The sequence below is a fragment of the Leclercia sp. 119287 genome (assembly GCF_009734485.1).
In the GTDB taxonomy this organism is placed as follows: domain Bacteria; phylum Pseudomonadota; class Gammaproteobacteria; order Enterobacterales; family Enterobacteriaceae; genus Enterobacter; species Enterobacter adecarboxylatus_C.
This window is the reverse complement of sequence record NZ_CP046445.1, coordinates 2,351,342-2,376,366: the sequence shown is the minus strand read 5'-3', so window position 1 is coordinate 2,376,366 and position 25,025 is coordinate 2,351,342. Positions and strand designations below refer to the sequence as shown.

The 25,025-nt window shown below is 53.4% G+C and carries 25 protein-coding genes; 9 read left to right on the top strand and 16 right to left on the bottom strand.

Annotated elements, in window-relative coordinates; translation table 11 throughout:
* Positions 1-123: 123 nt before the first annotated feature.
* The 3 genes from GNG27_RS11515 (at position 124) to GNG27_RS11505 (ending at position 4,471) form a co-directional block, all read left to right on the top strand.
* Complete coding sequence (locus tag GNG27_RS11515; RefSeq protein ID WP_156263757.1) at positions 124-1,185, top strand: YncE family protein; 1,062 nt, start codon at positions 124-126, stop codon at positions 1,183-1,185.
* A gap of 10 nt (positions 1,186-1,195) precedes the next feature.
* Complete coding sequence (locus GNG27_RS11510) at positions 1,196-3,190, top strand: TonB-dependent receptor domain-containing protein (RefSeq protein WP_142489445.1); 1,995 nt, start codon at positions 1,196-1,198, stop codon at positions 3,188-3,190.
* A gap of 99 nt (positions 3,191-3,289) precedes the next feature.
* The gene (locus GNG27_RS11505; protein ID WP_156263756.1) at positions 3,290-4,471 is read left to right on the top strand and encodes a PLP-dependent aminotransferase family protein; all 1,182 of its coding nucleotides are present in this window, start codon (positions 3,290-3,292) and stop codon (positions 4,469-4,471) included.
* A gap of 40 nt (positions 4,472-4,511) precedes the next feature.
* On the opposite strand, the gene GNG27_RS11500 is transcribed toward GNG27_RS11505, so the two are convergent.
* A complete protein-coding gene (locus GNG27_RS11500; RefSeq protein WP_156263755.1) occupies positions 4,512-5,348 on the bottom strand; it encodes an alpha/beta fold hydrolase in 837 nt (278 codons plus the stop codon).
* Between the two features lie 91 nt (positions 5,349-5,439).
* Positions 5,440-6,870, bottom strand: a complete 1,431-nt coding sequence (locus GNG27_RS11495; RefSeq protein ID WP_156263754.1) for an MFS transporter — start codon at positions 6,868-6,870, stop codon at positions 5,440-5,442.
* A gap of 126 nt (positions 6,871-6,996) precedes the next feature.
* Between GNG27_RS11495 and GNG27_RS11490 the strand changes: the two genes are divergently transcribed.
* Positions 6,997-7,905, top strand: a complete 909-nt coding sequence (locus tag GNG27_RS11490) for a LysR family transcriptional regulator (protein WP_156263753.1) — start codon at positions 6,997-6,999, stop codon at positions 7,903-7,905.
* A 44-nt stretch (positions 7,906-7,949) separates the two neighbouring features.
* Here GNG27_RS11490 and GNG27_RS11485 read toward each other — a convergent pair whose 3' ends face one another.
* A complete protein-coding gene (locus GNG27_RS11485) occupies positions 7,950-8,927 on the bottom strand; it encodes a nitronate monooxygenase family protein (RefSeq protein WP_156263752.1) in 978 nt (325 codons plus the stop codon).
* Between the two features lie 150 nt (positions 8,928-9,077).
* Between GNG27_RS11485 and GNG27_RS11480 the strand changes: the two genes are divergently transcribed.
* The 3 genes from GNG27_RS11480 (at position 9,078) to GNG27_RS11470 (ending at position 12,266) form a co-directional block, all read left to right on the top strand.
* A complete protein-coding gene (locus GNG27_RS11480; protein WP_156263751.1) occupies positions 9,078-9,974 on the top strand; it encodes a LysR family transcriptional regulator in 897 nt (298 codons plus the stop codon).
* A 21-nt stretch (positions 9,975-9,995) separates the two neighbouring features.
* Positions 9,996-10,616, top strand: a complete 621-nt coding sequence (locus tag GNG27_RS11475) for a histidine phosphatase family protein (RefSeq protein ID WP_156263750.1) — start codon at positions 9,996-9,998, stop codon at positions 10,614-10,616.
* A 426-nt stretch (positions 10,617-11,042) separates the two neighbouring features.
* The gene (locus GNG27_RS11470) at positions 11,043-12,266 is read left to right on the top strand and encodes an MFS transporter (protein ID WP_231600448.1); all 1,224 of its coding nucleotides are present in this window, start codon (positions 11,043-11,045) and stop codon (positions 12,264-12,266) included.
* 89 nt (positions 12,267-12,355) lie between these two features.
* Here the strand turns inward: GNG27_RS11470 and GNG27_RS11465 are convergent, their stop codons facing one another.
* From GNG27_RS11465 to grxB, 4 genes are all read right to left on the bottom strand, one after another.
* Positions 12,356-12,673: a YebG family protein gene (locus GNG27_RS11465; protein WP_142489437.1), complete on the bottom strand. Its 318-nt coding sequence runs from the start codon at positions 12,671-12,673 to the stop codon at positions 12,356-12,358.
* A gap of 110 nt (positions 12,674-12,783) precedes the next feature.
* The gene (locus GNG27_RS11460) at positions 12,784-14,037 is read right to left on the bottom strand and encodes an MFS transporter (protein ID WP_156263749.1); all 1,254 of its coding nucleotides are present in this window, start codon (positions 14,035-14,037) and stop codon (positions 12,784-12,786) included.
* 248 nt (positions 14,038-14,285) lie between these two features.
* A complete protein-coding gene (dapF, locus tag GNG27_RS11455; protein WP_156263748.1) occupies positions 14,286-15,146 on the bottom strand; it encodes a diaminopimelate epimerase in 861 nt (286 codons plus the stop codon).
* A 159-nt stretch (positions 15,147-15,305) separates the two neighbouring features.
* Positions 15,306-15,941, bottom strand: coding sequence for a glutaredoxin 2 (gene grxB / locus GNG27_RS11450; protein WP_156263747.1), 636 nt, complete (start codon positions 15,939-15,941; stop codon positions 15,306-15,308).
* Positions 15,942-16,112: 171 nt separating this feature from the next.
* On the opposite strand from grxB, the gene GNG27_RS11445 reads away from it, so the two are divergent.
* Positions 16,113-16,661, top strand: coding sequence for a GNAT family N-acetyltransferase (locus GNG27_RS11445; protein WP_156263746.1), 549 nt, complete (start codon positions 16,113-16,115; stop codon positions 16,659-16,661).
* A 28-nt stretch (positions 16,662-16,689) separates the two neighbouring features.
* Here the strand turns inward: GNG27_RS11445 and GNG27_RS11440 are convergent, their stop codons facing one another.
* The 9 genes from GNG27_RS11440 to GNG27_RS11400 form a co-directional block, all read right to left on the bottom strand.
* Positions 16,690-17,133 carry a fimbrial protein gene (locus GNG27_RS11440; RefSeq protein WP_197090585.1) on the bottom strand — a complete coding sequence of 148 codons (444 nt, stop codon included), beginning with the start codon at positions 17,131-17,133 and terminating at the stop codon, positions 16,690-16,692.
* Between the two features lie 31 nt (positions 17,134-17,164).
* A complete protein-coding gene (locus GNG27_RS11435) occupies positions 17,165-17,587 on the bottom strand; it encodes a DUF6691 family protein (protein WP_156263744.1) in 423 nt (140 codons plus the stop codon).
* An 8-nt stretch (positions 17,588-17,595) separates the two neighbouring features.
* Positions 17,596-18,027 carry a YeeE/YedE family protein gene (locus tag GNG27_RS11430; protein WP_156263743.1) on the bottom strand — a complete coding sequence of 144 codons (432 nt, stop codon included), beginning with the start codon at positions 18,025-18,027 and terminating at the stop codon, positions 17,596-17,598.
* Complete coding sequence (locus GNG27_RS11425; RefSeq protein WP_142489423.1) at positions 18,017-18,355, bottom strand: metalloregulator ArsR/SmtB family transcription factor; 339 nt, start codon at positions 18,353-18,355, stop codon at positions 18,017-18,019. Before GNG27_RS11425 ends, GNG27_RS11430 begins: the two co-directional genes overlap by 11 nt.
* Positions 18,356-18,478: 123 nt before the next feature.
* Positions 18,479-21,040, bottom strand: a complete 2,562-nt coding sequence (locus tag GNG27_RS11420) for an autotransporter domain-containing protein (protein WP_156263742.1) — start codon at positions 21,038-21,040, stop codon at positions 18,479-18,481.
* Between the two features lie 359 nt (positions 21,041-21,399).
* A complete protein-coding gene (locus GNG27_RS11415; RefSeq protein WP_142489421.1) occupies positions 21,400-21,735 on the bottom strand; it encodes a hypothetical protein in 336 nt (111 codons plus the stop codon).
* Between the two features lie 67 nt (positions 21,736-21,802).
* Positions 21,803-23,065: a type II toxin-antitoxin system HipA family toxin gene (locus GNG27_RS11410; RefSeq protein WP_156263741.1), complete on the bottom strand. Its 1,263-nt coding sequence runs from the start codon at positions 23,063-23,065 to the stop codon at positions 21,803-21,805.
* On the bottom strand, positions 23,058-23,372 hold the full coding sequence (locus GNG27_RS11405) for a helix-turn-helix transcriptional regulator (protein ID WP_197090584.1): 315 nt from the start codon (positions 23,370-23,372) through the stop codon (positions 23,058-23,060). Before GNG27_RS11405 ends, GNG27_RS11410 begins: the two co-directional genes overlap by 8 nt.
* Before the next feature lie 147 nt (positions 23,373-23,519).
* Positions 23,520-24,275: a DeoR/GlpR family DNA-binding transcription regulator gene (locus GNG27_RS11400; RefSeq protein ID WP_156263740.1), complete on the bottom strand. Its 756-nt coding sequence runs from the start codon at positions 24,273-24,275 to the stop codon at positions 23,520-23,522.
* Between the two features lie 87 nt (positions 24,276-24,362).
* On the opposite strand from GNG27_RS11400, the gene GNG27_RS11395 reads away from it, so the two are divergent.
* Positions 24,363-24,947: an NUDIX domain-containing protein gene (locus GNG27_RS11395; protein ID WP_156263739.1), complete on the top strand. Its 585-nt coding sequence runs from the start codon at positions 24,363-24,365 to the stop codon at positions 24,945-24,947.
* The last annotated feature ends 78 nt before the right edge of the window (positions 24,948-25,025 follow it).

Here is a 25,025-nt window from a genome sequence, read left to right as displayed (position 1 = left end):
GCGTGCCGGGCGCCTGCTTTGGGTACTAAAAATGGTAGGTAATTGAGATATATTTGCATTTGTAAATGATATTTATTTTCATTATCATTTTTCTTTACGTAAGCAACTGTAAAGAAAAATGACATGAACAACGCCTCTGCTGTAAAGAATAAAACGCTGTGTGCCCTCGCTATTTCACTGGCTATGCACTCTGGCTCGCTCTTCGCTAAAGAATTTACCGAGAAGGATTTCCTCGTTCAACCACTGGGACATGGCGTGTATGAGCTGGCCTATGATAAAGACCAGAACGCGCTCTATGCAGCCTCTGCGCCCTCTTTTGATAAAGACAAAACCGCCGGGCTGGTCTTCCAGCTGGCCGCACCCACACTGAAAATTGAGCACCAGATCCCTACCGAACGCCGCACCTTTGCCGTCGCGCTGGATCAGGAGCAGCACATTCTCTATCTGGGTAATGCCCTGGAAGGGTCGGTCACACTGCTCGACACGCGTAACAATAAAATCATCAAAACGATCCAGCTGAGCGACGATTCAGATCCGAATAAAAAAGCCCACGTCCGTGAAGTGGTGCTGGATAAAAAACATCAGCGCCTGTATGTCTCCGGAATTGGTCGTAAGGGTGAAGGCCTGCTCTGGGTGGTGGATACGCAGAAGCAGGCTCTTGCCCAGACCCTCGAAAAACTGGAGCCCGTCGGTTTTGCCGTGGATGAGGCTGGCGACAAGGTTTACGTCGTCTCCGGCACCGGAGAGCTGATCACCCTGGAGGGTAAAACCTCGCAGCTGCTCACCCGCGTGAAGGTCGATCCTGCCGACCCGGAACATTACTTCCTGAACATCGCGCTCAACACCGCGAAAGGGGTGGGCTATATCGCGGATACCAACACCAAAGATGTGCTGGTTGTGCAGCTGGATTCCGGCAAACTCCTGCACCGCGTCCCGACGCCTAACTCCGTCGGCGTGCTCTACAACCCCGCGCGTGAAGAAGTTTATGTCACCCATCGCAACGATCGGCAGATTAGCGTGATCGACGCGACCAACAATCGCCTGAAACACACCATTAAAACCGCGGCGATGCCAAACAGCCTGGCGCTTTCTGCCGATGCCAGCACGCTCTATGCCAGCGTCAAGCAGGATGAGAAAGCCAGTGCAGCTGACTACGTGCTCAAGATTGATTTAAACCAGTTCTAAGGATCCCGTTGTGATTAAGCAAACACGCATGGCCGTGGCGGTTTCGCTCGCCCTGGCTAACCTGCCGGTGGCCGTTTTCGCCGCAGAAAATACCGCCGTAAACGAAGATGAACTGGTAGTGACCGCGACCGGTTTTAGCCAGGAACGCCGTGAAGCACCGGCGACGATTTCCGTGGTGAATGAAAAAGAGCTGAACACCCGCTCGAATCAGAACGTTACCGAAGCCCTGCGCGAGATGCCGGGCGTGCTGGTCGGTAACGGCCACGGCAGCCTGGCAACAGGCGATGTGCAGATGCGCGGGATGGACTCCACCTATACCTCGTACATGGTAAACGGCATCAAGCAGGCGACCCGCGAATCCCGCCCCTATGGACACCATATCGGCACCGAAGCGGCCTTTATGCCGCCGCTTGCCGCCATCGAGAGGATCGAGGTGATCCGCGGGCCAATGTCCTCCCTGTATGGCTCTGACTCCATCGGCGGCGTGGTCAACGTGATCACTAAGAAGGCCTATAACCTGGAGAAGTGGACCGGGGTTCTGGAGGATAACTACTTCCTGCAGGAGAAGAGCGAGTACGGCAATACCAACCAGACGAATGCCTTTGTGATGGGACCGGTGATCCCGGGCAAGCTTGGGGTGAGCCTGGCCGCGGACTATCTCGATCGCCGCGACGATGACAGCATCAACGATGAGCGTTTTGTGAAGCATCAGTCCGGGAATCTGGATGCGACGATCTCCATGTCGCCGACCGATACCCAGCTCTGGGATCTGAATGCCACTAAAGGCAACCAGGAGAAAACCCATAACGACAAGCAGTGGTACTGGGGCTTTGATCGCGATGCGGCATCGCTGTCGCAACATGCCTGGTATGGCGACATCCTGGAAGTAAAGAACTTCGTCAGCTACGAAAAAGCCAAAACCGAGTACCGCGTTCCGGGAATGTCATCGCAGTTTATTACCCAGAAGAATTACGAAGCCAACAGCGCCAACACCTTTACCCTGGGCGATCACAAGCTGACCCTGGGGGTGAACTTTACGCGCAACGAGCTGGATGATGAGTTCGGCATTAAGGATAAGGAAGCGCCGGGCGTCACGCCGGTCAGCGAAATTACGCGCGACGGCTGGGCAGTGTTTGCCGAAGATGCCTGGATGATCGTGCCGGACTTCACCCTGACCACCTCGGCGCGTCTGGATCATGACAGCTATTTTGGTTACCACGTCACGCCTAAGCTCTACGGCAACTGGACCATCGATGAGAACTGGGCGCTGAAGGGCGGTGTCTCTGCTGGCTATAAGAAGCCGGATCTGCGCCAGAATAACCAGGGCTTCACCAGCGTGTACGGCGCTTATCCGTATTCGGAAATCGGCATCGGTAATGACGATCTGAAGCCTGAAGAGAGCGTCAACACCGAGCTGGGCATCTACTGGCAGCAGGACGCGCTGGCGCTGGATGCAACCCTCTTCTACACCAAATTTAAGGACAAAATCAGCGACCATCTCATTTGTACCGCGTCGGACACGCAGAAGTGTACCTACAACGGGTATGTCGCGGATACCGTCTTCCAGTACGCCAACGTCAGCGATGCGGAGATCTACGGTCTGGAGCTGAACGGCGACTGGCAGGTCACGTCCTCCCTGAGAGCCAACGCCAACTATACGTACACCCACAGCGAACAGCAGAGCGGGGAGTATAAAGGGTATGCGCTGAGCGATTTCCCGGAAAGCATGGCCAACGTCTCCCTGACCTGGAACGCGGTAAACGACCTGGAGCTGTGGACCAAAGCCAGCTGGCGCAGCACGTCGCCGGACATTGGTAAATCCAGCGAAACGGAAGCCTATGCCCTGGTCGACCTGGGCGCGCGTTATCATCTGAACAAGAACGTGACGCTGATGACCGGCATCTATAACCTGTTCGATGCCAACCCGATCTACCGCACCTCTTACAACCAGTCTTCAATGCTGGAAGGTCGCCGCTATAACTTTGGCGCCCGTATCGAGTTCTGATATCTCTGCCGGGGCCTGTGGGCTCCGGTCTCTTCGGCTGGTTAAAACGTTCTACTTGTGATACTTAAACTGGGATACAACAAACCAGGATAATAAAAGATGTCGCAGAACAAAATTGCCCACAAAGTACAAAACCTCCAGTCATCCGCGATCAGAGAATTATTAAAACACAGCAAGATGGAAGGGGTGATTTCACTCGGCGGGGGCATTCCCAACCCGGATCTTTTCGATCGCGAAGGGCTGGAGCTGGCTATGGAGAAGGTGCTTTCCAGCACCTGGAAAGAGGCGTTTCAGTACGGTCTGAGCGAGGGCAGCCCGGAGCTGCGCGGGGCCATCTGTCAGCTGCTGAGCGGCAGGGGGATTACCTGCGGCGTGGATGACGTGGTGGTGACCTCCGGCTCCCAGCAGTCGCTGGATATTCTGGCGCGAGCGCTGATTAACCCGGGCGACATCGTGGTCGTCGAACGTCCGACCTATCTCGCTGCGCTGCAGGTTCTGCAGTTAGCGGAGGCTAACCTGATGTCGGTGGGTACCGACGGCGACGGGATGATCATCGATGAGCTGGAAGCCCTGGTTAAGACCACGCCGGTGAAAGCCGTCTATATCGTACCGACGTTCGGCAACCCGGGCGGCGTTACCCTAGCAGAGCAGCGCCGCAAGCAGTTAGTGGCCTTATCCCAGCGCTACGATTTCGTCATCATCGAGGACGATCCCTATGGCGAAATCAACTTCACCGACCAAACCTTCACGCCACTCAAGGCCTGGGCGGCAGAAATGGGCTGTGGCGATAACGTGATTTATACCTCCACCTTTTCCAAAATCCTCGCGCCGGGCGCAAGGGTTGGCTGGTTAGTACTGCCGGACTGGATAAAGCGTCAGGTGGTGATCCTCAAGCAGGCGACCGATCTGCACACCAGCTCGTTATCGCAGTCGCTGACGTATCACTACCTGGAGAGCGGCCGCCTGGCCGGGCAAATCGACCTGATCCGCGAAGCCTATAAACACAAGTGCCAGATCCTGTGCCAGCACGTGGAAAACGAACTCAGCGAACATCTGACCTTCCATAAACCGATGGGCGGCATGTTCCTGTGGGCCAAATTTAAATACGAGATGAATACCACGGCGTGGTTGCAAAAGACGCTCAGCAACGGCGTAGTCTATGTGCCTGGGGAGTTCTTCTACTGCAACGAGCCGGATCATGCCACGCTGCGCATGTCGTACGTCAGCGTCACGGATGAGAACCTGAAAGAAGCGGTGGCGCGGTTAAAAGCCTCGCTGTAAGTTCCCGGAACGGGTGGCACAAGCCACCCGTTTTTAGTTATCAGCTGCGAATAAATTCCAGTAAATCTTTGTTGATGGTATCAGGGTGAGTGGTGTGCATCCCGTGAGGATACCCCGGATAGACTTTCAGGGTGCTGTTGCTGAGAAGTTCATCCTGGAGCAGGCTGGCGTTTTTGTAAGGCACAACCTGATCGTCATCGCCCTGCAAAATAAGCACCGGCAGGGTGATCGCTTTCAGATCGGCGGTCTGGTCCGTTTCTGAAAACGCCTTAATGCCTTCATAGTGCGCCTTCGCGCTGCCAATCATCCCTTGTCGCCACCAGTTCTGGATGGTGCCCTGCGAAATTTCAGCCCCGTCACGATTGAAGCCGTAGAACGGACCGGTCGCCACGTCGAGATAGAACTGAGCCCGGTTTGCGGCCAGCGCTTTCCGGAATCCATCAAACACGTCTATTGGTGTACCGCCCGGATTGTCGGGCGTTTTCACCATCAAAGGCGGTACGGCGCTGATCAACACGGCTTTCGCCACGCGACCCTGCGGTTGTCCGTATTGCGCCACGTATCGCGCCACCTGTCCGCCGCCGGTAGAGTGACCGACATGCACCACATTGTGCAGGTCCAGATGTTCAACGATGGCGGAGACATCGGCGGCGTAGTGGTCCATATCATGGCCGTCGCTGACCTGATCGGAGCGGCCATGCCCGCGACGGTCCGAGGCGATGACACGGAAACCTTCCGCTAAAAAGAACAGTAACTGGTTATCCCAGTCATCCGCGCTTAATGGCCAGCCGTGATGGAAGAAGACAGGTTGTGCATCTTTGGGACCCCAGTCTTTATAGAAGATACTGACATTATCTTTTGTGGTGACAAATGACATGGTGAACCTCTCGGGGAGTGAAAGAACCTGAGTGAAATGAGTAAGTCGATAGGTGACGATGTACAGCCGCTTAGAAGTCTAGTTGAGATAATTAACGGCTGCCTCCAAAAGAGAACGTAACCGTTTTGCGAAGCCGGCTCAGGCTAAACAGCATCGACGCGACAGAGGCTGCGACGGCGACCCACAGGGCAATATGGACGGCATGTTCATTGAACGTCTGGCCGGATTCAGTCGACATGACGGAAAGCAGGATACCCACCACGGCGGCGCCCAGGCATTGCCCAAACGTCCGCGCGATAGACAAGATCCCGGAGCCATAGCTGGCGTACTCACGAGAAACATTAGACAGCATCTCCCGGTTGTTGGGGCTCTGGAAGCAGCCAAATCCGATGCCGCACACCAGGCTGCGCAGGCAGATATCCCATACCGCAGGCGTGGCGGGCAGCATCGCCAGCAGGATCAATCCCACAACAAAAATAGCCAGCCCAATGGTGGAGATCAGCGGCGCAGAAAGGGTATCGGCCCAACGGCCCGCATGGGGCGCAATCAGTACAATGCCAATCGGCCAGGGAATAAACAGCAGGGCGGACACGACAGGGCTATAGCCATACACGCTCTGAAAAAGGAAAGGCAACGCAATAAAGGTAATGCCCTGGCTGATAAAAGAGGCCAGCGAGGTTAATGCTGCCAGGGTAAAACGCCCATTTTTGAAAATGGCAGGCGGCAGTAAGGGGGCCTGGACACGGCGGATATGCCAGATAAACGCCATAATGCTGATGATGGCGAGGAGCCCCCAGCTGACGGTCTTGTGGTGGCTCGCAGTCTGATGGCTGGAAAGGCTATTCGCCGCCATGATGGTTGAACCTAACAGCGTCGCCGACAGCACCGCCCCGAGTGTGTCGAACGCAGCATTGCCGGAGGTTGGTTTTCCGGGTAATGCCTTGCCAGCCAGCACCAGTGCGAGCGTTCCCGGAATCAGGTTAATGGCAAACAGCCATTGCCAGCTGAAAGTGTCCAGAATTGTGCCGCCCAGTACGGGAGCAATAGCCGTACTGGAAGCAATCAACAGGGCATGCAGTCCCAGAACGCGCCCGAGCAGTCGTCCCGGGAAAACGGATCGCAGGATCGCCGGGGCAATACTCAATGTGGCCGCGCCGCCGATCCCCTGCAAAATACGCATTCCGATCAGCATCTCCGGCGTTTTTGCCAGCGCGCAGCCCAGGGATGCCAGCGTAAACGTAGCCAGTCCTCCCAGAAAAATGGGGCGCGTTCCGTATCGGGCCGCGAGTGAGGCGAAGATCAGTAACGTCATGGCAGCCGAAAGCAGATAGCCGTTGGCGAACCAGACAGCAATATTGGCGGGCACCCGCATCGCTTGCGCCATGGAGGGCAGGGCAATGTTGATCATGGTGCCATCGAATACCCCCATCAGCGTGGCGATCATCACTGCGATCATAACCCTGGCGCGTTCCTGGCCTGGCAGCCCTTCGTCACCGGGTTGGTTTGAAAATAATGTATTCATCCTGACTCCTGGGGATGGTGTTTTGATGAAGAAACTATAATCATGGGGCATAGAGTGCGGAAGGCGCATCGTCCACACTGAATCATTGCACCGAACGCCTTATCTGATTTCGCCTTGAGGTTAATCATGTCTGACCCTGATTTTAACTTGCTTGTCGCGCTGGACATCCTGCTGGCAGAGGCCAGCGTTGCAGGGGCCGCGCGACGCTTAAACCTGAGTACATCAGCCATGAGCCGAACGCTCAGCAGGCTACGGGAAGTAACGGGCGATCCGATCCTGGTGCGGGCCGGACGCAACATGGTGCTGACGCCCTGGGCTGAAGCGTCCCGGGACCGCGCCCGGAACGCGGTGCATGAGGTGAGGGCGGTGCTGCAACCCTCACTGGAGACGCTCAAGATGGAAAATCTGGCGCGGCTTTTCACCATCAGAGCCAACGATGGATTTGTTGTCGCGTTCGGCCCGGCGCTGATTGCCGCCGTAGCTGAGGCCGCTCCTGACGTGTGTATCCGCTTTGCGCCGAAGCCTGAAAAAACGTCTCGCTATCTGCGTGAGGGCCTGGTCGACCTGGAGATTGGCGTACAGAGCAACATGGGCCCTGAAATTCGCCTTCAGCGGCTTTTCCAGGACAGATTTGTGGGTGCGGTCCGTAAGGCGCATCCGCTGGCGTCCTTACCGGTAATCGGCATTAATGAATATGTCGCCTGGGGCCATGTGGTGGCTGCGCCCGACGGATCGTTACACGGGTTTGTTGATGATGCGCTGGCAGAGTCAGGCATGAAACGTAAGGTGGCAAGCGTGGTGCCTGGCTTTCCAACGGCGTTATCCGTAGCGCTGGCATCCGATCTTATCGCCATGGTGCCGGCGCTCTATTTAATTAATCAGCAGATGACAGAACAGTTGCACGTTTTTGAACTGCCATTTAAAACCCGGACCATAACGGTTTCGCAGATGTGGCATCCCAGAATGGAAAAGGATCCCGGCCATCGCTGGCTGAGAGAGAAGATTAAAGCGGTGTGTCAGACGGCGGGTGGGTGAAACTGCGCTCCGAATGGCAACCAGGCAATCCGGAGCGCTATCCTTTATACGTGCAGTTCTGCGACGACCTCGGCAACGCTTTTCACGCGGCGAATGCTGCCGATGCCAGTGCCGAGAGAGATATAGCCCTCGTCAGTATTGCCTTCAAGCATTCCCAGGCGCAGACCGCGTAATCCGCCCATCACCTTCGCCAGCTCTTCCTTACTGGCACCCGCTTTATCCAACGCAACCAGTTTATCGGTGAGCTTACCCGGCAACGAACGGTAGTAATCGGGAAGGGTGCGGAACAGGCGCATATCCAGCCCGTTCGCGGCGATAATTTTGTCTTTTACTGATTGCGGTACGCGGCTTTCAAGCGTGCTGATAAATACCGAGCCGGCAAACACACCCTGAGCGCCCAGGGCATGTGCGGCTCTGGCGGTTCGGTTGTCGGTTATCCCGCCCGCAGCCATAACCGGGACATTTTTCACCGCGTCGGCGATCAGCGGCACAATGGAGAAAGTGCCCAATGTGATGCCGGGCAAGGTGCCGCCTTCATCAAACCCCGTCGCAACAATAATATCGGCCCCGGCGGCTTCCGCGAGTCGGGTGTTTTCCGGAGAAGGGTTGATATCCCGGAAGATGATTTTGATCCCTGCGGTTTTCAGCTCATCAAACAGGGCAGGGATAATGGAACCTTCGCCGTAGCCGGTGTAAACCACTGCATGCACAGCTTCCTCTTTGATGACGTTGAGGATGGACGGTGTCCAGATGTCATTTTCTGCCGTCGGGATCAGATTGACGCCAAAAGGTTTCTCGGTGAGCATTTTGGTTTTGCGGATCTCTTCGCGCATTTTCTCGGCTGTCGCTTCCGGCGTTGAGACCGCTGTTTCGGCCGTTAATCCGGCATTGGGTCCGAGTACCCCGAGACCTCCGGCGTTACTGACCGCCGCCACCAGACGGGCATCGGTGAGCCATGACAGAGGCCCCTGAATGACATTTTTTTCGATACCCAGAATATAACTAACACTCTGATTTTGCATGAGACATTTCCTTTAACTAAGACGGTTCGTAGACCGGAATAGCCTGAGTCTACTCGCCGCTTTTGTTCTGAAAAATAGCGAATATCCTTCATCACTTTTACAAAATCAGTAACAATGGGCGTGTTATCTATTTCGGGATGAAGGCGTGCTATGCAAATCAACGTGTACGAACTGATGCGGATCTTTATTGAGATCGTCGAGTCGGGCAGTTTTTCCCAGACGTCAGAAAACCTGCAAATTCACCGGCCCGCAGTGACCAGAGCGATCAAACAGCTGGAGCAGCACACGGGGGTGCGTTTGCTGCACCGTACAACCCGGCGAATCACGCTGACACCCGAAGGGGAAGAGTTTTACCGCAGCAGTAAGCCCTTGCTGGAACAAACCGATGCTTTATTAGGCTCTTTTGTCGCGGGCCGTTCATTATGCGGGCAGCTGCGTGTGGATATGCCCGTATCGATTGCCGCAATGCTGGTTGTACCCAGGTTGCCGGATTTCTATCGCCATTATCCCGGAATTGAAGTGGTGCTCAGCAGCTCCGACAGGCGTAAAGATATGCTGCGTGACGGCCTGGACTGCATCGTCCGTGTCGGTCCGCTGGAAGACGGTGACTATGTGGCTCGCTCGCTGGGTAAGATTCAACTGGTCACCTGTGCCAGCCCGGCATACCTTGCGGAGTATGGCGTGCCTGAAACGCTGGACGATCTGCAGAATCACCAGGGCGTGAACTGGTTTAACATTAACAGCAGACAAATTATGTTGTGGGTGTTTCAGTCGCCGTCTGGCATTGAGGAACTTAATCTGGCAGGCAAACTGGTGCTGGATAATTCAGAAGTCTATATTGCGGCGGGTCTGGCCGGGCTTGGGTTATTGCAGGGCATGGATTTCTTTTTACGCCCGTACATCAATGACGGACGTCTGGTAGAAGTGTTGCCTGGTCATCCGGTTCCGGCGCGACAGTTGTCCGTGCTTTATCCGCACCGGCATATTTCCCCGAAAGTGCGGGTCTTTACGCAGTGGCTGGAGACGGTTTTGAAGGCGTATACCTAAAATTGGGGCAGGGTGGACTGAATGAAAGTGATACTGGTGCGGCACGCGGAAACAGAGTGGAATGTGCGGGGAATTATTCAGGGGCACAGTGATAGTGCGTTGACCCGTCGGGGATTGCATGAAACATCGGCCTTACTGGCCGCGCTTGCAGCAAGTGATTACCGTATCGAAGGTGTTTACGCATCTCCGCTTGGCCGTGCATGGCAAATGGGCCAGAGCCTGGCTAAGGGCTTTCGCTGCCCATTGACAGCAGAACCAGCTCTTAAAGAACAAGCCTTTGGTCAGTTTGAAGGAGTGTCATCAGAGCTGCTCATCCAAAACTATCCAAACGATGCCCGTGCATTATTCGAACTTGATGCAGCGTATTGCCCACCAGGTGGTGAATCTCTCGCGCAGGCTTCTCAGCGGGTTATGCATTTTTTACATCACCTGGAATCAACGTCACATCATCAAACAATTTGTATTGTGACACACGGGCATGTCAGTCAGGGCGTTCTGGCGATTCTTAAAGATGGGGTAATCGATTATTTCCCACGATATGCACAACCCAACGCGAGTTACTCCGTGTTCGATCTGAAAAGCGGGAAATGTACTGATGTCAGATGGGGAATTGCCACACACTTGCTTCAACTTCGTTGGTGAACAACACGAGAATGAAAACTCCTCTGTGATAAATGGCTGGATAGGAAAGGGAAGGTTGTGGTGCACGCGTATTGGGTTATCTGCATAAGGATATGGAACAGGATGGTGTAGGTCTATATATTGCATTTAACATAATATACATTATGCGCATTAATGTAGTAGCAGCACAATTATCAGGTTTAGTTCGGGCTAGACCTCATCCTTGTGGGATTCTGATAACGACACATGCCGCGGATTTTTAACGGTGAATGACGGTCATCGGCCTGAACTCATTTAAGCCACAAGACTATCGTGAAAGACATCGCGTTCTGGCGCCACTCTTTCATCACCAAAGGAAAAAGATTGCTTTTGCAGGCAGCGTAAAGCTACGTTGAATACTTTGATTTCTGGATGTGGCCTTCTCTTATAAATACGGAAAACCTCCAAATGACTGATGCACATCAGGATGGCGCAATGATTAACCGGTCTGTCAGAAATAGCTGGTTGATCATTTCCGCCCGTTTTATCTCTGACTTCGGCGCTTTTCTAAACATGGTGGCGTTATCCACCTATGTTTACTTGCTAAGCCAAAGCGTGACGCAAGTAAGTATTTTTCTGGCCTGTCGCGTCACCGGGGGAATCTTAGCAAGCCTGTTTGGCGTCCCTTACTTCAGACGCTTCACCGGGCGCTTGCCCCTGGTAATACTGGATATTCTTCGCGCTGCGCTGCTGGCATTGTTGTTAATTTTCCCTTCTTCCGTACAACTTTATCTTTTACCTTTTATCGCTCTGGGAATTGGTATAGGTAATTCCATGGTCGCAATTGGGTTAAACAGCCAGTTGCCCTCTTGGGTGGATGATTCCCGCCGGGTTGCAACGAATGCCTGGTTGACGTCGGCCTCTGCGACAGGTGCTGTGACGGGCAGTATGGTGTCAGGTATATTGCTGGCTACAAACGGTTATGAGCTGGTATTTGTCACCAATATTGTCACTTATCTCCTGGCCGGTTTATGTATTCTGCCTTTACGCTTTCTGATTATCCCGGCGGGAGCCGAGATAAAAAATCAGCGTAAAGAGTGGCGTGATCTTGTTAAGGGGCTACGGGCGGCACCGCTGATGGCTGGAATGTTGCTGATAACAATGGCTGATACTCTCGGTAGTGCTGCCCATAACGTCGGCTTTCCAGTCATTTCAGAGCTTCTGACGTCGGCATCTCCAGGCAAAACCATGGGTCTTCTGCTGGCGGTCTGGGCCGGTGGGAAATTTGCAGGTGCAAGATCGTCGAATTATTTTCTGCTTAAGCGAGGGATACCAGCTGAGCGTCTATTTTTTTATGGTGTGGCCTTAATGTCCCTGGGATTTATTTTAACTTTCCAACAAAATACCGTTTCTCTGGCATTATTTTTTATTTTCTTTGCGGGTATTGGAGATGGACTTGCGGATGTGAGTCTGATTTCACGAATTCAAAGTGAAGTTGAATCTTTACGGCTACCTGTTTTTAGTTTGATGACTCTGTTACAGATGACAGGTTTCGGTGTTGGAATGCTGATAGTCGCCCCCTTTTATATCTGGCTAGCCCCCTCGTTGGTCATTATTATTTTTCATGGCATCCCATTACTGACGTTGATCTTCGTATGGCTATACAGCCGACGTGGACACGCCTCACGTTAGACAGGAATTGCCAGCGACACTGAACAATAAAAAGCCGTAAGCAGCTTCCCGCTTACGGCGACAGGATCGGTGATAACCTGTTATGGCAATCAGGCAGCCTTAACTGCTCTGATTTTTTTACTGCCATCTGCATCTGACTCTGCTTTATCTGTTGCAGTTGCGGCATTAAGATCAGGAACCTTGCTGGTACGCAGAATATGCTGCACGGCCTCTTTCTGCTCGGCAAGAAACAGCCCAAGATTCTCAGCCTGCGTTTCATCCATCTGCATTTCGCTTTGCAACAGCCAGTCGGTGAACGCTTCTGCCATGTCCAGCAGTTTGTCGTGAGCGTCAGCCTCTTTCTTACTGGCAAATGTCATTTTCTCTTCACCTTTTCTTACGACAACAAATTTTGTTTCAACAGCCATCATATGCCCCCTATACTGTAATTATATACAGTATAGCAGTTTCGGATGAGTGTTGCAGCCAAAATGTGCTCACGTATGACGGCATGGTGCGACTCCCGGCCGCACGGTTATTATGAATCCTGCAAGCGTGCCAACATTCTGACCCGGCAGGCATAAATAATCGCGCACAACAGCAGACTCAGTAATGCGGTGCAGATAAATACCCCCGCTCCGGTCATGGCCAACATCACGCCACCGATCAACGGCCCGGCAGCGATCCCTAGCGTCGTCAAGGTCGAGGCCCCCAGATAGGCACCGCGATGCTCTGCCGGTGCCAACTGATCGAGCAGAATGTTCAGGTTCGGCATCAGAATCGCCTCCCCCATGCTGAACACGGCGGTCACCGTCAGCCAGGCCCAAACTTCCGTCGAACGGGTGGCAAACATGCAGAGCTGCGACAAAGCGAAAATTAATCCCCCTATAAGAATGCGTCCCGGCAGGCCGATCTGCGCCAGAAACCGCATAATAAAGCTCTGGAACACCAGCACGGTACAGGCATTGGTAACCAGTATCAGGGTAATCAGCTTAACCGCCGCATTGCTATCCAGTAACATCAGGTACTGGGGTAATACGGCTTCGTAATGGATGAAAACAATGCTGCACAATATGCTGCACAGCAGTGCCGCAATGTAGATTCTGTCCCTGGCGATAATTCCCATCACCTGGTGCAGTTTAACCGCCGGCGCGTCACCGCCCTGCTGTTCGCCCAGCAGTTTTCCCGCCGGGATAAACAGCAGCACGTAGACAAAAAACGGCAGATAGGTCAGTCCGGTGATCAGAAACGTGCCCTTCTGAGATGTCAGACCAAAGACTAACCCCACCAGCGGGCCAAACACTGCCGCAACGTTGATCAGGTAGTAGCGCATCTGAAGCGCAAGCGCGCGGCGGCGGCGATCGCCCAGCAAATCACTCATGAGTGCACGCACAGGAGGATCAACCCATGCAAAGCAAACGCCGATGATCATCAGGCCGGTAATAAACAGCCCCATCCCGGTAGCCTGCGCCAGCGTGATATAACCCACGGCGGAAAAACCACAGCCCAGCAAAAGAATTATCCGGCGTCCCAGCCGGTCCGAAATCTGCCCGCCATACATACCGAGTACCACCGACAACAGCGCGCTGCTGGTCATCACCACGCCAATAGCAATCGGCGACATATGATAATTCTGCGTCATGATTACGGCGATAAAGGGCCATGCCATAAAATAGCTGAAGCGGATAACGAAGGTAAAAAAGAGCAGCGCATGAACAGTCGCCGGGAAGGTTTTAAGCGTCTGAAATAGACCCGGTGCCGCACTAACTTCAGCGGCGGGTTTTATCGTCATAAGTCATCCTAATGATTATATTTATTAACATATAAAGTCGCTATGCACTATAAGTGACTAAATATTAATATGATTTTTTGACGACAACCGCAACGCAAATGTTAAATAAATGTTTAATTTACCAGCTTATGACGTGAGGGCTATTTGTCGCAGAGAAATATAAGGGAAAGAAGGATTGAGGAGACATAATGCGAAAGTTAATACTAAAATCACCGGCAGCTCGTTGCAGGCTGCCGGTCTGAGAAGCTTTAAAATCTGTTGGCGTCGTCCCCACCAGCAAAACAGTCTTCGTCCAGCATCAGGCTACCTATTTTATGCACCGGGCCACACATGCTGACCTGAAACTCATCACCGAAGGTGATTTGCAGTTGCCCACCCGGCATATTCACGCTGACAGCGTTATCAACCCGACCTAATTTGCGCATGACGCTGGCCGCCGCGCAGCTGCTGCTACCGGATGCCATAGTAAAACCGGCGCCCCGCTCCCAGATGCCAATACGCAGCGTATTGCGATCAACAACCTCCACCAGCTGAACATTGGTGCGTTTGGGAAACAAGGGATGATTTTCAATCTGCGGCCCTAAACGGTGAACCAGCGCCAGATCGAGCTTATCCACCAGCACAACACAGTGAGGATTGCCCATGGAGACCAGCGAGACCAGAAGGGTTTCGTCCGCCAGCTTCAGGGGATAATTCAGCGCTTCGGGTTGTTCAATCAGGGCCGGCAATGCCGCCGGACTGAAGTTAGCCCGTCCCATCTCCACCGTGATTTGATGGGGATCTTCATGGACCCTGCAATGTACGTCCCCGCCCGCGGTGTGCACTAAAAATGGCGCGTGTCCGACGCGGCTGATATCAAAAAGATAACGGGCATAGATGCGGAGACCGTTACCGCTTTTTTCGGCTTCTGAACCATCGGAATTGATAATTCGCAATGTGGGATCGTGCCGATCGCCACTGTCAACAAGCAGACCGTCAGATCCTAACCCATAGTGGCGATGGCATATGAGACGAACCTGCTCGATGCTCAACTGCTCTGCGACAGAACGATGGCACACCAGGTAATCATTACCGAGTCCGTGATATTTATGGAATAACAAAGAAGTCATGGATTGCGTTCTGAATTTGATTATTTAACAAATACATTACCGTATTTTTCATTCCGCAGGACAAAAAAGTGAACGCTGTTTTCGTTCATGTTCAATAAGCCATTCTTTACGTGCAATCCCTCCCCCGTGCACTATTAAGGGGCCCAGGCCCCCTGATCGTTACAATGCCTTATCGGTAAACAGCGGTACGTTGCAGGATGTGGAAATATGATCCAAATAGCCGCGCAGCGGCACTGTATACGGGAAACCTTTCACAATCGTCAGCGAATTGAGAACCGGGAAGAGATAAAAATCCGTGATGCTGACAGGATTGCGAGCGCTCATATACGCCTCGATGTTACTGAGCGCCCCCGACAGCGTATCGATGTACGTCTGGCTATTGGCCATTAACGCATCCAAATCGCCAAACGCCTTAATCTCGCGCTGGGTATAGGCTTCTCGCGCGGCTGGCGTGGCGAGTTCTTTAAAATCGGCGCGGGTGAAACGCGGGATCGCAAGGTTAAATACGGCGCGGGTATTCTCTTTGCACCAGGCTTCAATCGCCGGGTCGCATTCCCCTTCAATAACCGGAGCGCCGTCAAGCTGGTCAACGTAATGAACGATATCCATGCTTTCCGGCATGTAGACGCCCTCTTCTTTCTGCAGGATCGGCACCACCTTTCTACCCACCATGCGGGTTGGCGTTTCGGCGTCGCCTTCCATAATCACACCCAGCTCGACAGGCACCTTTTTAAGACCAAAGATCATTCGCGCACGGATACAGAACGGGCAATGCTCATACACATATAGTTTCATGGCACTCTCTTTTCAGAACAGTTCAATAACGGGATGACTCATACCATAGCATCTGGCAAACAGAGTCACGTTTTCCAGCCTAACTTTAGTAGGTTAATGTCAGAAGCCTGCTGGAAATCAACTTCATAATCAGTACAATCCTTGTGACAATATTGTTAATGAGATTTAGATATGAAGTTATTTTCCACCGCGCGTACGGATGTGTTGCTGCTGACTACGGATCTGGCTGACAACCTCCAGCTTTTCCTGCTGGAGAACCGGGCGTATTTCGCGCCCTTTGAGCCATTGCGTAATGAGGACTATTTCACGCTAAACAGTATTACTCAAAGAATTGAAAGTGCGCAGAGCGATTACGACGCGAGAAAATGTCTGCAATTGGTTTTCACTTTAAAAGACGAACATAAGATCATCGGCAGTATCAATTTCACTAACTTCATCTTTGGCGTTTTCCATGCGTGCTATCTCGGATTCTCGCTCGATCCTGCTTATCAGGGAAAAGGACTAATGCACGAGGCGCTGAAGGCATCGCTGAACTATGTGCAGGCGAATTATGGTTTTCATCGGATTATGGCAAACCATCTTCCTGATAACGCCCGCAGCAGTAAGACTCTGGCCAGGTTCGGGTTTGTGAAGGAGGGATATGCGCACTCCTATCTCAAAATAAACGGGGTCTGGCAGGACCATGTGCTCAATTCACTTGTTCTGCCAGAAGTAGAGTGAGTGGCCTCTGTCACTGAAACACGCATCACTAATAATACGTCAGCGTATAAGTCGCCACCGCGTTAACCTCCCCGGCCTCTACGCGGCGTTGCGTCTGGTAATAACGTGCCAGCAGAGGGATCGCATATTGTCCCTCTGCTGCGGTTCCCATATCCATTTCTTTGTGGAACATTACCGGCGCATTCTGGTAAAGCAGCTGAACCCCAATACCGCGCGCCTGATTATGACGGGCATCGTTTTTTAGCACGCCCTTGTCTTTGATGGATGCCGATTCATTACCCTCCAGGCGCAGCTTCACTCCCACAGCGCTATTGCAGTCGAGCTGTAAAGCAAACGGCATATCACCTGCGGTATCGCCTACTCGCTCAAATTTATTCAGGTTGGTCGGGGGGAGCTGGACCGTGGTAGGCGTGGATGCGCTCAGGGTACAGGCCCCCACTTTGATTTTTCCTTTAATTTCGATGGCTGCCACAGAGGTATCGCCAGCGAACAGAAAATGGTTATCAAGATAATCCAGATGAGGGGCGAACGCGGTTAACTATCCACATCCCCGCCAGCATAGCCAAAACAAACAGCAGCCCTTTCCCGACGCCCGCCCCCAACAATATCAGGGACGGCCCGGGACAAATGCCCGCCAGCCCCCAGCCCAGGCCAAACAGGATCGCCCCCACCAGCAGCGCGCGGTCTACGGCGTTATTCTTCGGCAGCAGGATGGGCACTCCGCAAAACGCCCTTTCTCTGCCTTTGACCAGCGCAAAACCAACTATCCCCACCGCAATCGCCCCTATCATCACGAAGGCAAGAGAGGGATCCCAGGCCTGAGAAAGGTCAAGAAACCCCAGCACCTTTTCCGGGTTTGCCATGCCGCTTATCAGCAAACCCACGCCAAAAATCAGGCCACACAGAAATGCGCTAATTATCATTATCAGTCCTCCTAACCCAGCCAGAATCCGGTCAGCGTTGCGGTAGCAATGCCGACAGCCATAAAGGTCAGCGTGGCGACCAGAGAGCGCTTAGAAAAACGCGACAGGCCGCAGACGCCATGCCCACTGGTACACCCGGAACCCAGACGCGAGCCGATGCCGACCAGCAAGCCGGCAACAATAATCATCGGCCATGAGGTTGGAACGTTAATGTCCGGTAAGGGGAAAAACAGGGAGAACAGCAGCGGCGAGCCAATCAGACCAGCCAAAAAAGCCATCCGCCACCCTTCTGTTCGGGTCTGTTTCGTCAGCATTCCCGCCACAATGCCGCTGATCCCGGCAATGCGCCCGCAAAAGTGAATCAGCAGTATGGCAGCGAGCCCGATTAAAACCCCGCCGCCGAGGCTGCTCAGGGGCGTAAAGTGAGAGAAATCAATCGTCATGGTCGACTCCTGCCTGTGGGCAATAGAGGTCATATAAGGTGTTGAGCAGCGTGAAGATCCGCGGATCCTCAATCCGGTAAAAAATCTGTTTGCCTGTGCGCCGGGTCTCCACCAGCTTTAAGCGCCGCAGTACCCCCAGCTGCTGGGACAACGTAGGCTGGTGGATCCCCACCGCCTCTTCAAGCTGCGCAACGCTCGCTTCCCCCTGGCTTAACTGGCACATCAGCAGCAGCCTGTCGGCATTGGACAAACCGCGCAAAATCTCCGCGGCACCCAGCGCCGCCTGTTTCATGGCATCCTGAATATCAGTATCGGTCACTGTAGTCATGGTTTCCATCCATCAATATACAATTTTATATAATGTATTTTAGTATATTGTAATCCGGGCCGTGCTGCAAAAAAAAACGGCAGGGATCCTGAGATCCCTGCCGTTTGGTTGGGTCAGACTGGGTTAGAACTGATAGCTGATACCGGCCTGTACGCTGGCATCGTTATCCACATCACCCGTACCGAAGTACACTCCGGTGTTAACGGAGAAGTTGTTACCGATGGTGGTATTAATACCCGCCCCGAAGATACCCATTGAGGTGTTATGACCGTCGGTGTTGTGATAATCCGCCGCTTTGATGTCGGTATTATCGCTAAACTCGGTCTGGTAACGGGCATCGGCCCATGGGTAGAGCTCGACGTTCTTGTTGAGATCCGCGAGCTTAGTGGTCACGTGCATACCGACGCTGGTATTCCACTGCGAAACCTGGTTATCGCTGAAGGTCAGCTCTTTGTCAGAGAAGCCTTTCTCCTCTGCTTTATCCCAGCCTAAAGTCGCATATGGCTGGAGGACGGTCTCACCCGGCAGCATCACGTTGACACCGGTACGCAGCTGGGTGGTGTACAGGTTACCATCCGCGGAGCCGCTTAATGCTTCGGTCATGCCGCTGGTGTCCTCTTTGCTGTTTTTCGCCGACATTGAGTAACGCATATCGCCGTAGCTGAAGCTGCCGTCAACGAACATACCCCACAGGTTGTCGTGCAGCGCCTGCTGCCAGCCGGCATAAACGCTGTAGTAGTTGCCATAGACGGTATCGTTGAAGCTGTTAGCGCCGCCGCTGTTGCTCTGGTCGCGGCTGCGGGTCCAGCCCAGCGCCACACCGCCGGTCAGGCTGTCGCCGTTTGTCAGGTGGGTCGTCCAGTCAACGCCGCCCTGCACGCCCTGGGTGATGTCCTGGTAATCAACGTCATCGCTGTAATCCCCATGGTGATAGAGGAAGTCGCCCCAGAGTTGCGCCCCATCCGCCGTGTGGCCATACAGATTTTGCAGGTGAACCTGATCCAGGCGGTTTGCCAGATCGTCCGTTATCATGCGGCCTGCCTGCTTGGCGGCATCCAGACCGGCAATCGCCCCCTGGACATCGCTGGCCAGTTCACCGCGCGAGCTGTCGAGCAGCACGTTGTAAGCATTCGGTGTGGCAGTCAGCCCGGCACGTTTACTCAGCTGTGCCGCCTGCTCAATGGTCAGGGAATCATTGTAGTTGTAAGCGCCGCTGCGGCTTTCAACCTGCTGTGAACCGTTGCTGAACTGGGCTTCAACGGCATCGGCCGGGTTACCGGTGGTAGAGAATGTCGCGATCTGAACGTTTTTCTGGTTCAGGGTAGACGGGGAAATCTGGGTTACCGTCAGGTTGTTGTTGGTCCCGGTGACGTTACCAAAATCAACGGTGCTGTCGGAAGTCATTGCCACCTGGACATTGCTGCCGGTGGTTTCGGCCACTAAACGGGAGCCATTCTGGATAGTCCAGCCGGTATTGTCGTTTAACTTATCGATGTCGATATTGTTATCCGAGGTGGTGTTTACCGTTTCAAATCCGCTGATCTGGCCGGTGATGGAGCTGCTGGCATCCATCGACAGCTCATCGGTGCCGGTACCCGCATCCACGTTACCGGTGACAGAAGAGTTATTGGCCAGCACGACCGTGTCATCTCCCGCTCCGGTCGTAATATTGCCGTTGACGGTAGCGTTATTCAGATTCACCGTGGTGTTACTTTCATCGGCGGTAATAATGTTGCCGTTCAGGGTGCTGCTGTCGAGGGAGATCTGCGCCGTAGAGGAGCCATTCCCGACAACCGCAACAGAGCCATTTACCGTGGTGCCGTTGGTCAGCGCAATAGTGGATGCCTGCTGACCATAGATACCCATCGCAATTGTTTGCCCCTGAAGCGCCGAGGTAATAGTTGCTGCATCCGCGTTGCCTGCATAGGCCCCTTCGAAATAGCCCTGCAACGTCGCGTTAGTTTCATTTGCCGTCACGGTACTGTTATCAACGCTAATGGTGTTGTTGCTGTTAGTGAAAGCATAAATAGCGCCGTTAACGGTGCTGTTCCCGGCAACATTAATGGTGTTATCCCCGCCGGTCACGGTATAAATAGCGCCGCCAAGGGTACTGCCATTTTCGATATTAACGGTGTTGGTACCCTCATTGGCACCGGAGTCAACAAAAATAGCCGCCCCACCCATATAGGTTTTCGCATGCGATGCCGCACCGTAGATGAGGTTGTCATTCTCTCCTGTCAGCGTGGAATTATTGATATCAATGTTAAAGCTGCCGTTATCACCCGGGTTGTTGTTGCCACCCTCAATCATGTCGGTGGTCGCGCCGTTCTGCAGGGTAATATTTTTGGTACCACCATAATTAGCCTGAATAAACGTCCCGCTCATGTCGGTGCCGTCTACGGTCAGTGACTGAGTATCTTCCTGTTTGTTATCCCACAGATAGATAGCGTCATTGCCGTTGCCGGTGCTGTTGGTATTGGCATCATTGGTGTAAGCGGAGCCATTATCATTAACAGCCCAGGTCTCGGTGCCATTAGGACCATGATAATTCGTACTCTTGAATCCGCAGGTGCTGGTTGGCGCATCGGCTGGAGAGCAGTCTGCTGCTAAGGCATAGCCGGAAAAAGCAGTCAGAGAGAACAGGATGCATTGTGATAACAAGGTACGGCGAGTTTTATAGCGCATTTTTATATCCCTAAGATGATTCTGATAAACAATCGATCGAAGAGATTCTTACGCAATAAAAACCAATTAAGAATAGTCTTACCGCCTGCTATTTGTAATATTAATTTCACGCACGCCATTTTAATAAAAATCTAAAACCCAGCGCAATCAGTGTGTTTTTTATATTAATAGATTCATGAAATGAATGGTTTCGATCGCTTATTCAACACCTGACGCCGCCATAGCCCCCCATTTTTATATATCCCCCTTTGTGATTATAAACATGCAAGAACGAGGAGCGTCAGAGCGCTAAAAATAATGTTTAGGATACTAACATTTTGTTTCATTGGCGGGAGAAAGATGCAGCTCCCGCCCGAAGGTTATATTTTCAGTTCAGGAACAAGGGCTTTTTTGTCCGACATGCAGGTTTGCCACGCCTTGCCCGGCTCGCCATTATCCAGCACCGAGGAGGTTCGATATTCCACCGTGCGGGTACGCTGGTCAGACGCCACGTACTCTATGGTCGTCCAGCGAGTATTGGCATCCTTCCCTTCAGCGGTGAGTTCGATGGTCTGGTTTTTCACAATTTCGGCGCATTCGCTTGCCGCGGCCTCTACTTTGCGAAACTTTTTCTCTTCGGGGGACGTGCCCTCATTGGACATACACCCGGTAAACAGCACACAGGCGAGAGATAACAGGCTGATTTTTTGCAGCATCACGCAGTCCTTTTGTTAAACAAGCATTAGCTGAAGCGTAGCCTATGCAGCTGCGCTCTTCCTGGCTTTAACGGAGCTGCTTGATGTTGGCATCAATTTGCTTTTGCATGGCACGCCGGGTAGCCGGGGTAATTTTGCCCGGAAGCAGCGCTTCGGCATAAACGGAAAATCCACTGGCGACATCGGCAATGCTCGCAATCAGCCGGTTAACCTGCGTTTCACTGAGATCCGCCTCCTGGGTGCCCAACCACAGCAGATGCTGTTTATTAATATTTAACGCCTCGCCCATAATATCCATCTGGTGGTATCCGCCTGGGCCTTCGTTCCAGGTGACATCAAACGCAGGCGCCAGCGACCACGTCCCTTCGGCAGACATTAAATACGCGAAGTTTTTTGGGTGATCGTCGCGGTTATTGAATATGACGTTAAAGACAACCCGGGCAAAGGCGCGCGCTTTCTCTCGCACATCGTTGGTACAGAACTGCGTGGCGCGCATAAAGGTGGCGTAATCCAGCGAGCCCGGCGCCCGATAATCCGCTCCGGTAAATGCCGCCAGGCTTTGCATCGGTACACGCATCCCGGCTTGCCGATCGAAGCGCTTGCTGGCAAACGCCGCATAGCCGCCCGGCAGATCAAAATATTCTGTTTGCGGGGTATCAATGCCGCACTCCCGCAGGCACTGGGCATAAACCATCTCAATGGCGCACACTTCGGCAGGCTCATCCCTGGCAGGAAACTTGATCAGCCAGGGTTCATAGCCCATTACGGGGATCGTGGTGAATCTCCCGGTGACAGTGTCACGATAGAGCAAGGCTTTAGGCCTTGCCCCCTGCGGGGAGCCCCCCATCTGCAGCAGCCGGTGTAAAAATGCCCCACCTTCGCCTTCCAGAACCTCCCTTACCTCTTCTGCAAGCTGCGTCAGGGGAATATCGTTCTGTGGCGCGGCAAGATCGGTCTGAACAGGCACAAAAGACATCGCCCCCATCGCATTACTGCCAATGTAGGTCAGTCTTTCAAGGGGGCCGACACGGGCCGTACTCAGGCCACGCTGCCTGAACAAGCGATCCATCAGCAGCATACCCCAGCCGTCAGGCAGGGAGTCATAGACCGGGCCAGGCAAACCTAACTGGTGAGCGGGAAAATTTTGTCGCAGCTTGTCACCCTTAAGAGGAAGACTAAACGCAGATAATTCAAAACCTTTTTCCAGCGCCTGCGGGCTGTATTCGAAGAAGATCAGCGGCCGCCCGGTCAGTGCGGTGGTGGTCGCCAGCGTTCCCCACAACCAGCGTTCACCCCAGCCCTCGTAATAAACCTCTACGCGATCAGGCATCATGACTCCTTTTCCTTATGCGCTGGCGGGACGCGCTGGCTTCGAAGCGCTGAAGATCGTCCAGGCTCTCGAGCTGCGGCTGAAACAGGTTCTCCAGCTCAGGGGTAAGACCCAGCACCATCGCCACACGAACCACAACTTCAAAGCCGACGTTGCGCCCCGCCTCGAGATTTGAAACCGTATTCACCCCCACGCCAGCCCGTTGCGCCAGTTCGGCCTGGGTAAACTGACGGCGAATGCGCTCCTGGCGTAATCGCTCGCACAGCAACTTAACGATCTCATCAGGCTTTTTGAAGTTTAAATCCATTATTTTGTACCTTAATCGCGATTTTTGGCGTTAACACACAATATTATAGAGTTACTCTCATCGTTACGCTATCAGCCATAAATCACAAAATAAGAGAATTAACGCGAAGAATCAGGATTAAACAACATAATGCTGGAGTTAAGCTTGTCAGGCTTTCACAACCGAAACCCCCTGCTGACTCACCGCATCCACCCAGCGGCTGTCGGTATCCGGTTCAACCACCAGGGTGTTGATCAGCGAAAGCTCACCGATCGTGAAGGAGGATGCGGTATTAATTTTTTCCGGCGAGGCCAGCACCACCGTTTCTGCGGCTCTTCCGGAAAATGCCCGTTTGATGCACGCTTCTTCATAATCTCCCGTGGTTAACCCGGCCTCAGGGTGGATCCCGGTCACTCCCATGAAAAACAGATCCGCATGGATATGCGCAATGCCTTCAATAGCCGCGGCGCCGACCGTGACAACCGAGTGGCGGAACAGGCGTCCGCCGATCAGGATCACCTCTACCCGGGGATAGTCCACCAGCGCCAGGGCAATGCCCGGGCTGTGGGTCACCGCCGTGAAAGGCAGATCCGCAGGCAGGCAGCGCACCAGCTCGGCGGTGGTGGTCCCGCCGTCGATAATCACCACCTGGCCGGGCGAGATCAGTTCGACGCCCTTCTTCGCCACCCGCTTTTTCGCCTCGATGCCCAGATGGCTCCGCTCGGCAAAGCTGGAGACCGCCTTTGATGCCGGCAACGCGCCGCCGTGTACCCGTTGTAAACGCCCCTCGGCGGCCAGCTCGCGCAAATCCCGACGAATGGTGTCTTCCGACACGTCAAATTCCAGGCTGAGGGTTTTGGATAACACTTGCCCCTCGGAACTCAGTTTTTCGAGGATCAGCTGTTTGCGTTGACGAGTGAGCATGGGACGGTTCCTGAGGCTGCATGTTTGATCTTGATATTGCACGAACGTGCGGTTTATGATGCCCACTCTACGTAAACAGGAGGCACCGTGCAATCAAATCGTGCAGAAGTACGCATTCTCGATAGCCAGACGTTGTCAGATGACTGGTACACACTCAAAAAATACATCTTCGATGTGCGCCGCCGTAACGGGGAGTGGCAGCGCCAGAACCGTGAAGCCTATGATCGGGGGAACGGCGCCACGATCCTGCTCTACAACCGTGAGAAACGAACGGTGATCCTCACCCGCCAGTTTCGTTTTCCGGTGTACATCAACGGTCACGACGGCTATCTGATTGAAGCCGCTGCCGGGTTGCTCGATAACATGGCGCCGGAAAAGCGCATCAAGGCCGAAGCGCAAGAAGAGACCGGGTATCAAATTGACCATGTGGAGAAAGTCTTTGAGGCCTTTATGAGCCCCGGTTCGGTCACCGAGAAACTCTACTTTTACATCGCGGAGTATCGCCCTGGCGATCGCACCAGCGAGGGTGGCGGCATTGAGGCCGAAGGTGAAGATATCGAAGTGCTGGAGTGGCCCATAGAACAGGCGTTGCAGGCCATTGATAACGGCGTGATTGTCGATGGCAAAACCATTATGCTGCTGTATCACGTTGCCCTGAAGGGGATCTTCTAGCCTAATCGCGCCGACAGAAACGGATTTCTGTCATCCCGCAAACCGCATCATCTACACTTCTGAAAAGAGCAAACCGGA

Coding starts and splice junctions, on each gene's coding strand:
- GNG27_RS11515 (WP_156263757.1), top strand. CDS start 124: ATGAACAACGCCTCTGCTGTAAAGAATAAAACGCTGTGTGCCCTCGCT.
- GNG27_RS11505 (WP_156263756.1), top strand. CDS start 3,290: ATGTCGCAGAACAAAATTGCCCACAAAGTACAAAACCTCCAGTCATCC.
- GNG27_RS11500 (WP_156263755.1), bottom strand. CDS start 5,348: ATGTCATTTGTCACCACAAAAGATAATGTCAGTATCTTCTATAAAGAC.
- GNG27_RS11495 (WP_156263754.1), bottom strand. CDS start 6,870: ATGAATACATTATTTTCAAACCAACCCGGTGACGAAGGGCTGCCAGGC.
- GNG27_RS11490 (WP_156263753.1), top strand. CDS start 6,997: ATGTCTGACCCTGATTTTAACTTGCTTGTCGCGCTGGACATCCTGCTG.
- GNG27_RS11485 (WP_156263752.1), bottom strand. CDS start 8,927: ATGCAAAATCAGAGTGTTAGTTATATTCTGGGTATCGAAAAAAATGTC.
- GNG27_RS11480 (WP_156263751.1), top strand. CDS start 9,078: ATGCAAATCAACGTGTACGAACTGATGCGGATCTTTATTGAGATCGTC.
- GNG27_RS11475 (WP_156263750.1), top strand. CDS start 9,996: ATGAAAGTGATACTGGTGCGGCACGCGGAAACAGAGTGGAATGTGCGG.
- GNG27_RS11470 (WP_231600448.1), top strand. CDS start 11,043: ATGACTGATGCACATCAGGATGGCGCAATGATTAACCGGTCTGTCAGA.
- GNG27_RS11465 (WP_142489437.1), bottom strand. CDS start 12,673: ATGGCTGTTGAAACAAAATTTGTTGTCGTAAGAAAAGGTGAAGAGAAA.
- GNG27_RS11460 (WP_156263749.1), bottom strand. CDS start 14,037: ATGACGATAAAACCCGCCGCTGAAGTTAGTGCGGCACCGGGTCTATTT.
- dapF (WP_156263748.1), bottom strand. CDS start 15,146: ATGACTTCTTTGTTATTCCATAAATATCACGGACTCGGTAATGATTAC.
- grxB (WP_156263747.1), bottom strand. CDS start 15,941: ATGAAACTATATGTGTATGAGCATTGCCCGTTCTGTATCCGTGCGCGA.
- GNG27_RS11445 (WP_156263746.1), top strand. CDS start 16,113: ATGAAGTTATTTTCCACCGCGCGTACGGATGTGTTGCTGCTGACTACG.
- GNG27_RS11430 (WP_156263743.1), bottom strand. CDS start 18,027: ATGACGATTGATTTCTCTCACTTTACGCCCCTGAGCAGCCTCGGCGGC.
- GNG27_RS11425 (WP_142489423.1), bottom strand. CDS start 18,355: ATGACTACAGTGACCGATACTGATATTCAGGATGCCATGAAACAGGCG.
- GNG27_RS11420 (WP_156263742.1), bottom strand. CDS start 21,040: ATGCGCTATAAAACTCGCCGTACCTTGTTATCACAATGCATCCTGTTC.
- GNG27_RS11415 (WP_142489421.1), bottom strand. CDS start 21,735: ATGCTGCAAAAAATCAGCCTGTTATCTCTCGCCTGTGTGCTGTTTACC.
- GNG27_RS11410 (WP_156263741.1), bottom strand. CDS start 23,065: ATGCCTGATCGCGTAGAGGTTTATTACGAGGGCTGGGGTGAACGCTGG.
- GNG27_RS11405 (WP_197090584.1), bottom strand. CDS start 23,372: ATGGATTTAAACTTCAAAAAGCCTGATGAGATCGTTAAGTTGCTGTGC.
- GNG27_RS11400 (WP_156263740.1), bottom strand. CDS start 24,275: ATGCTCACTCGTCAACGCAAACAGCTGATCCTCGAAAAACTGAGTTCC.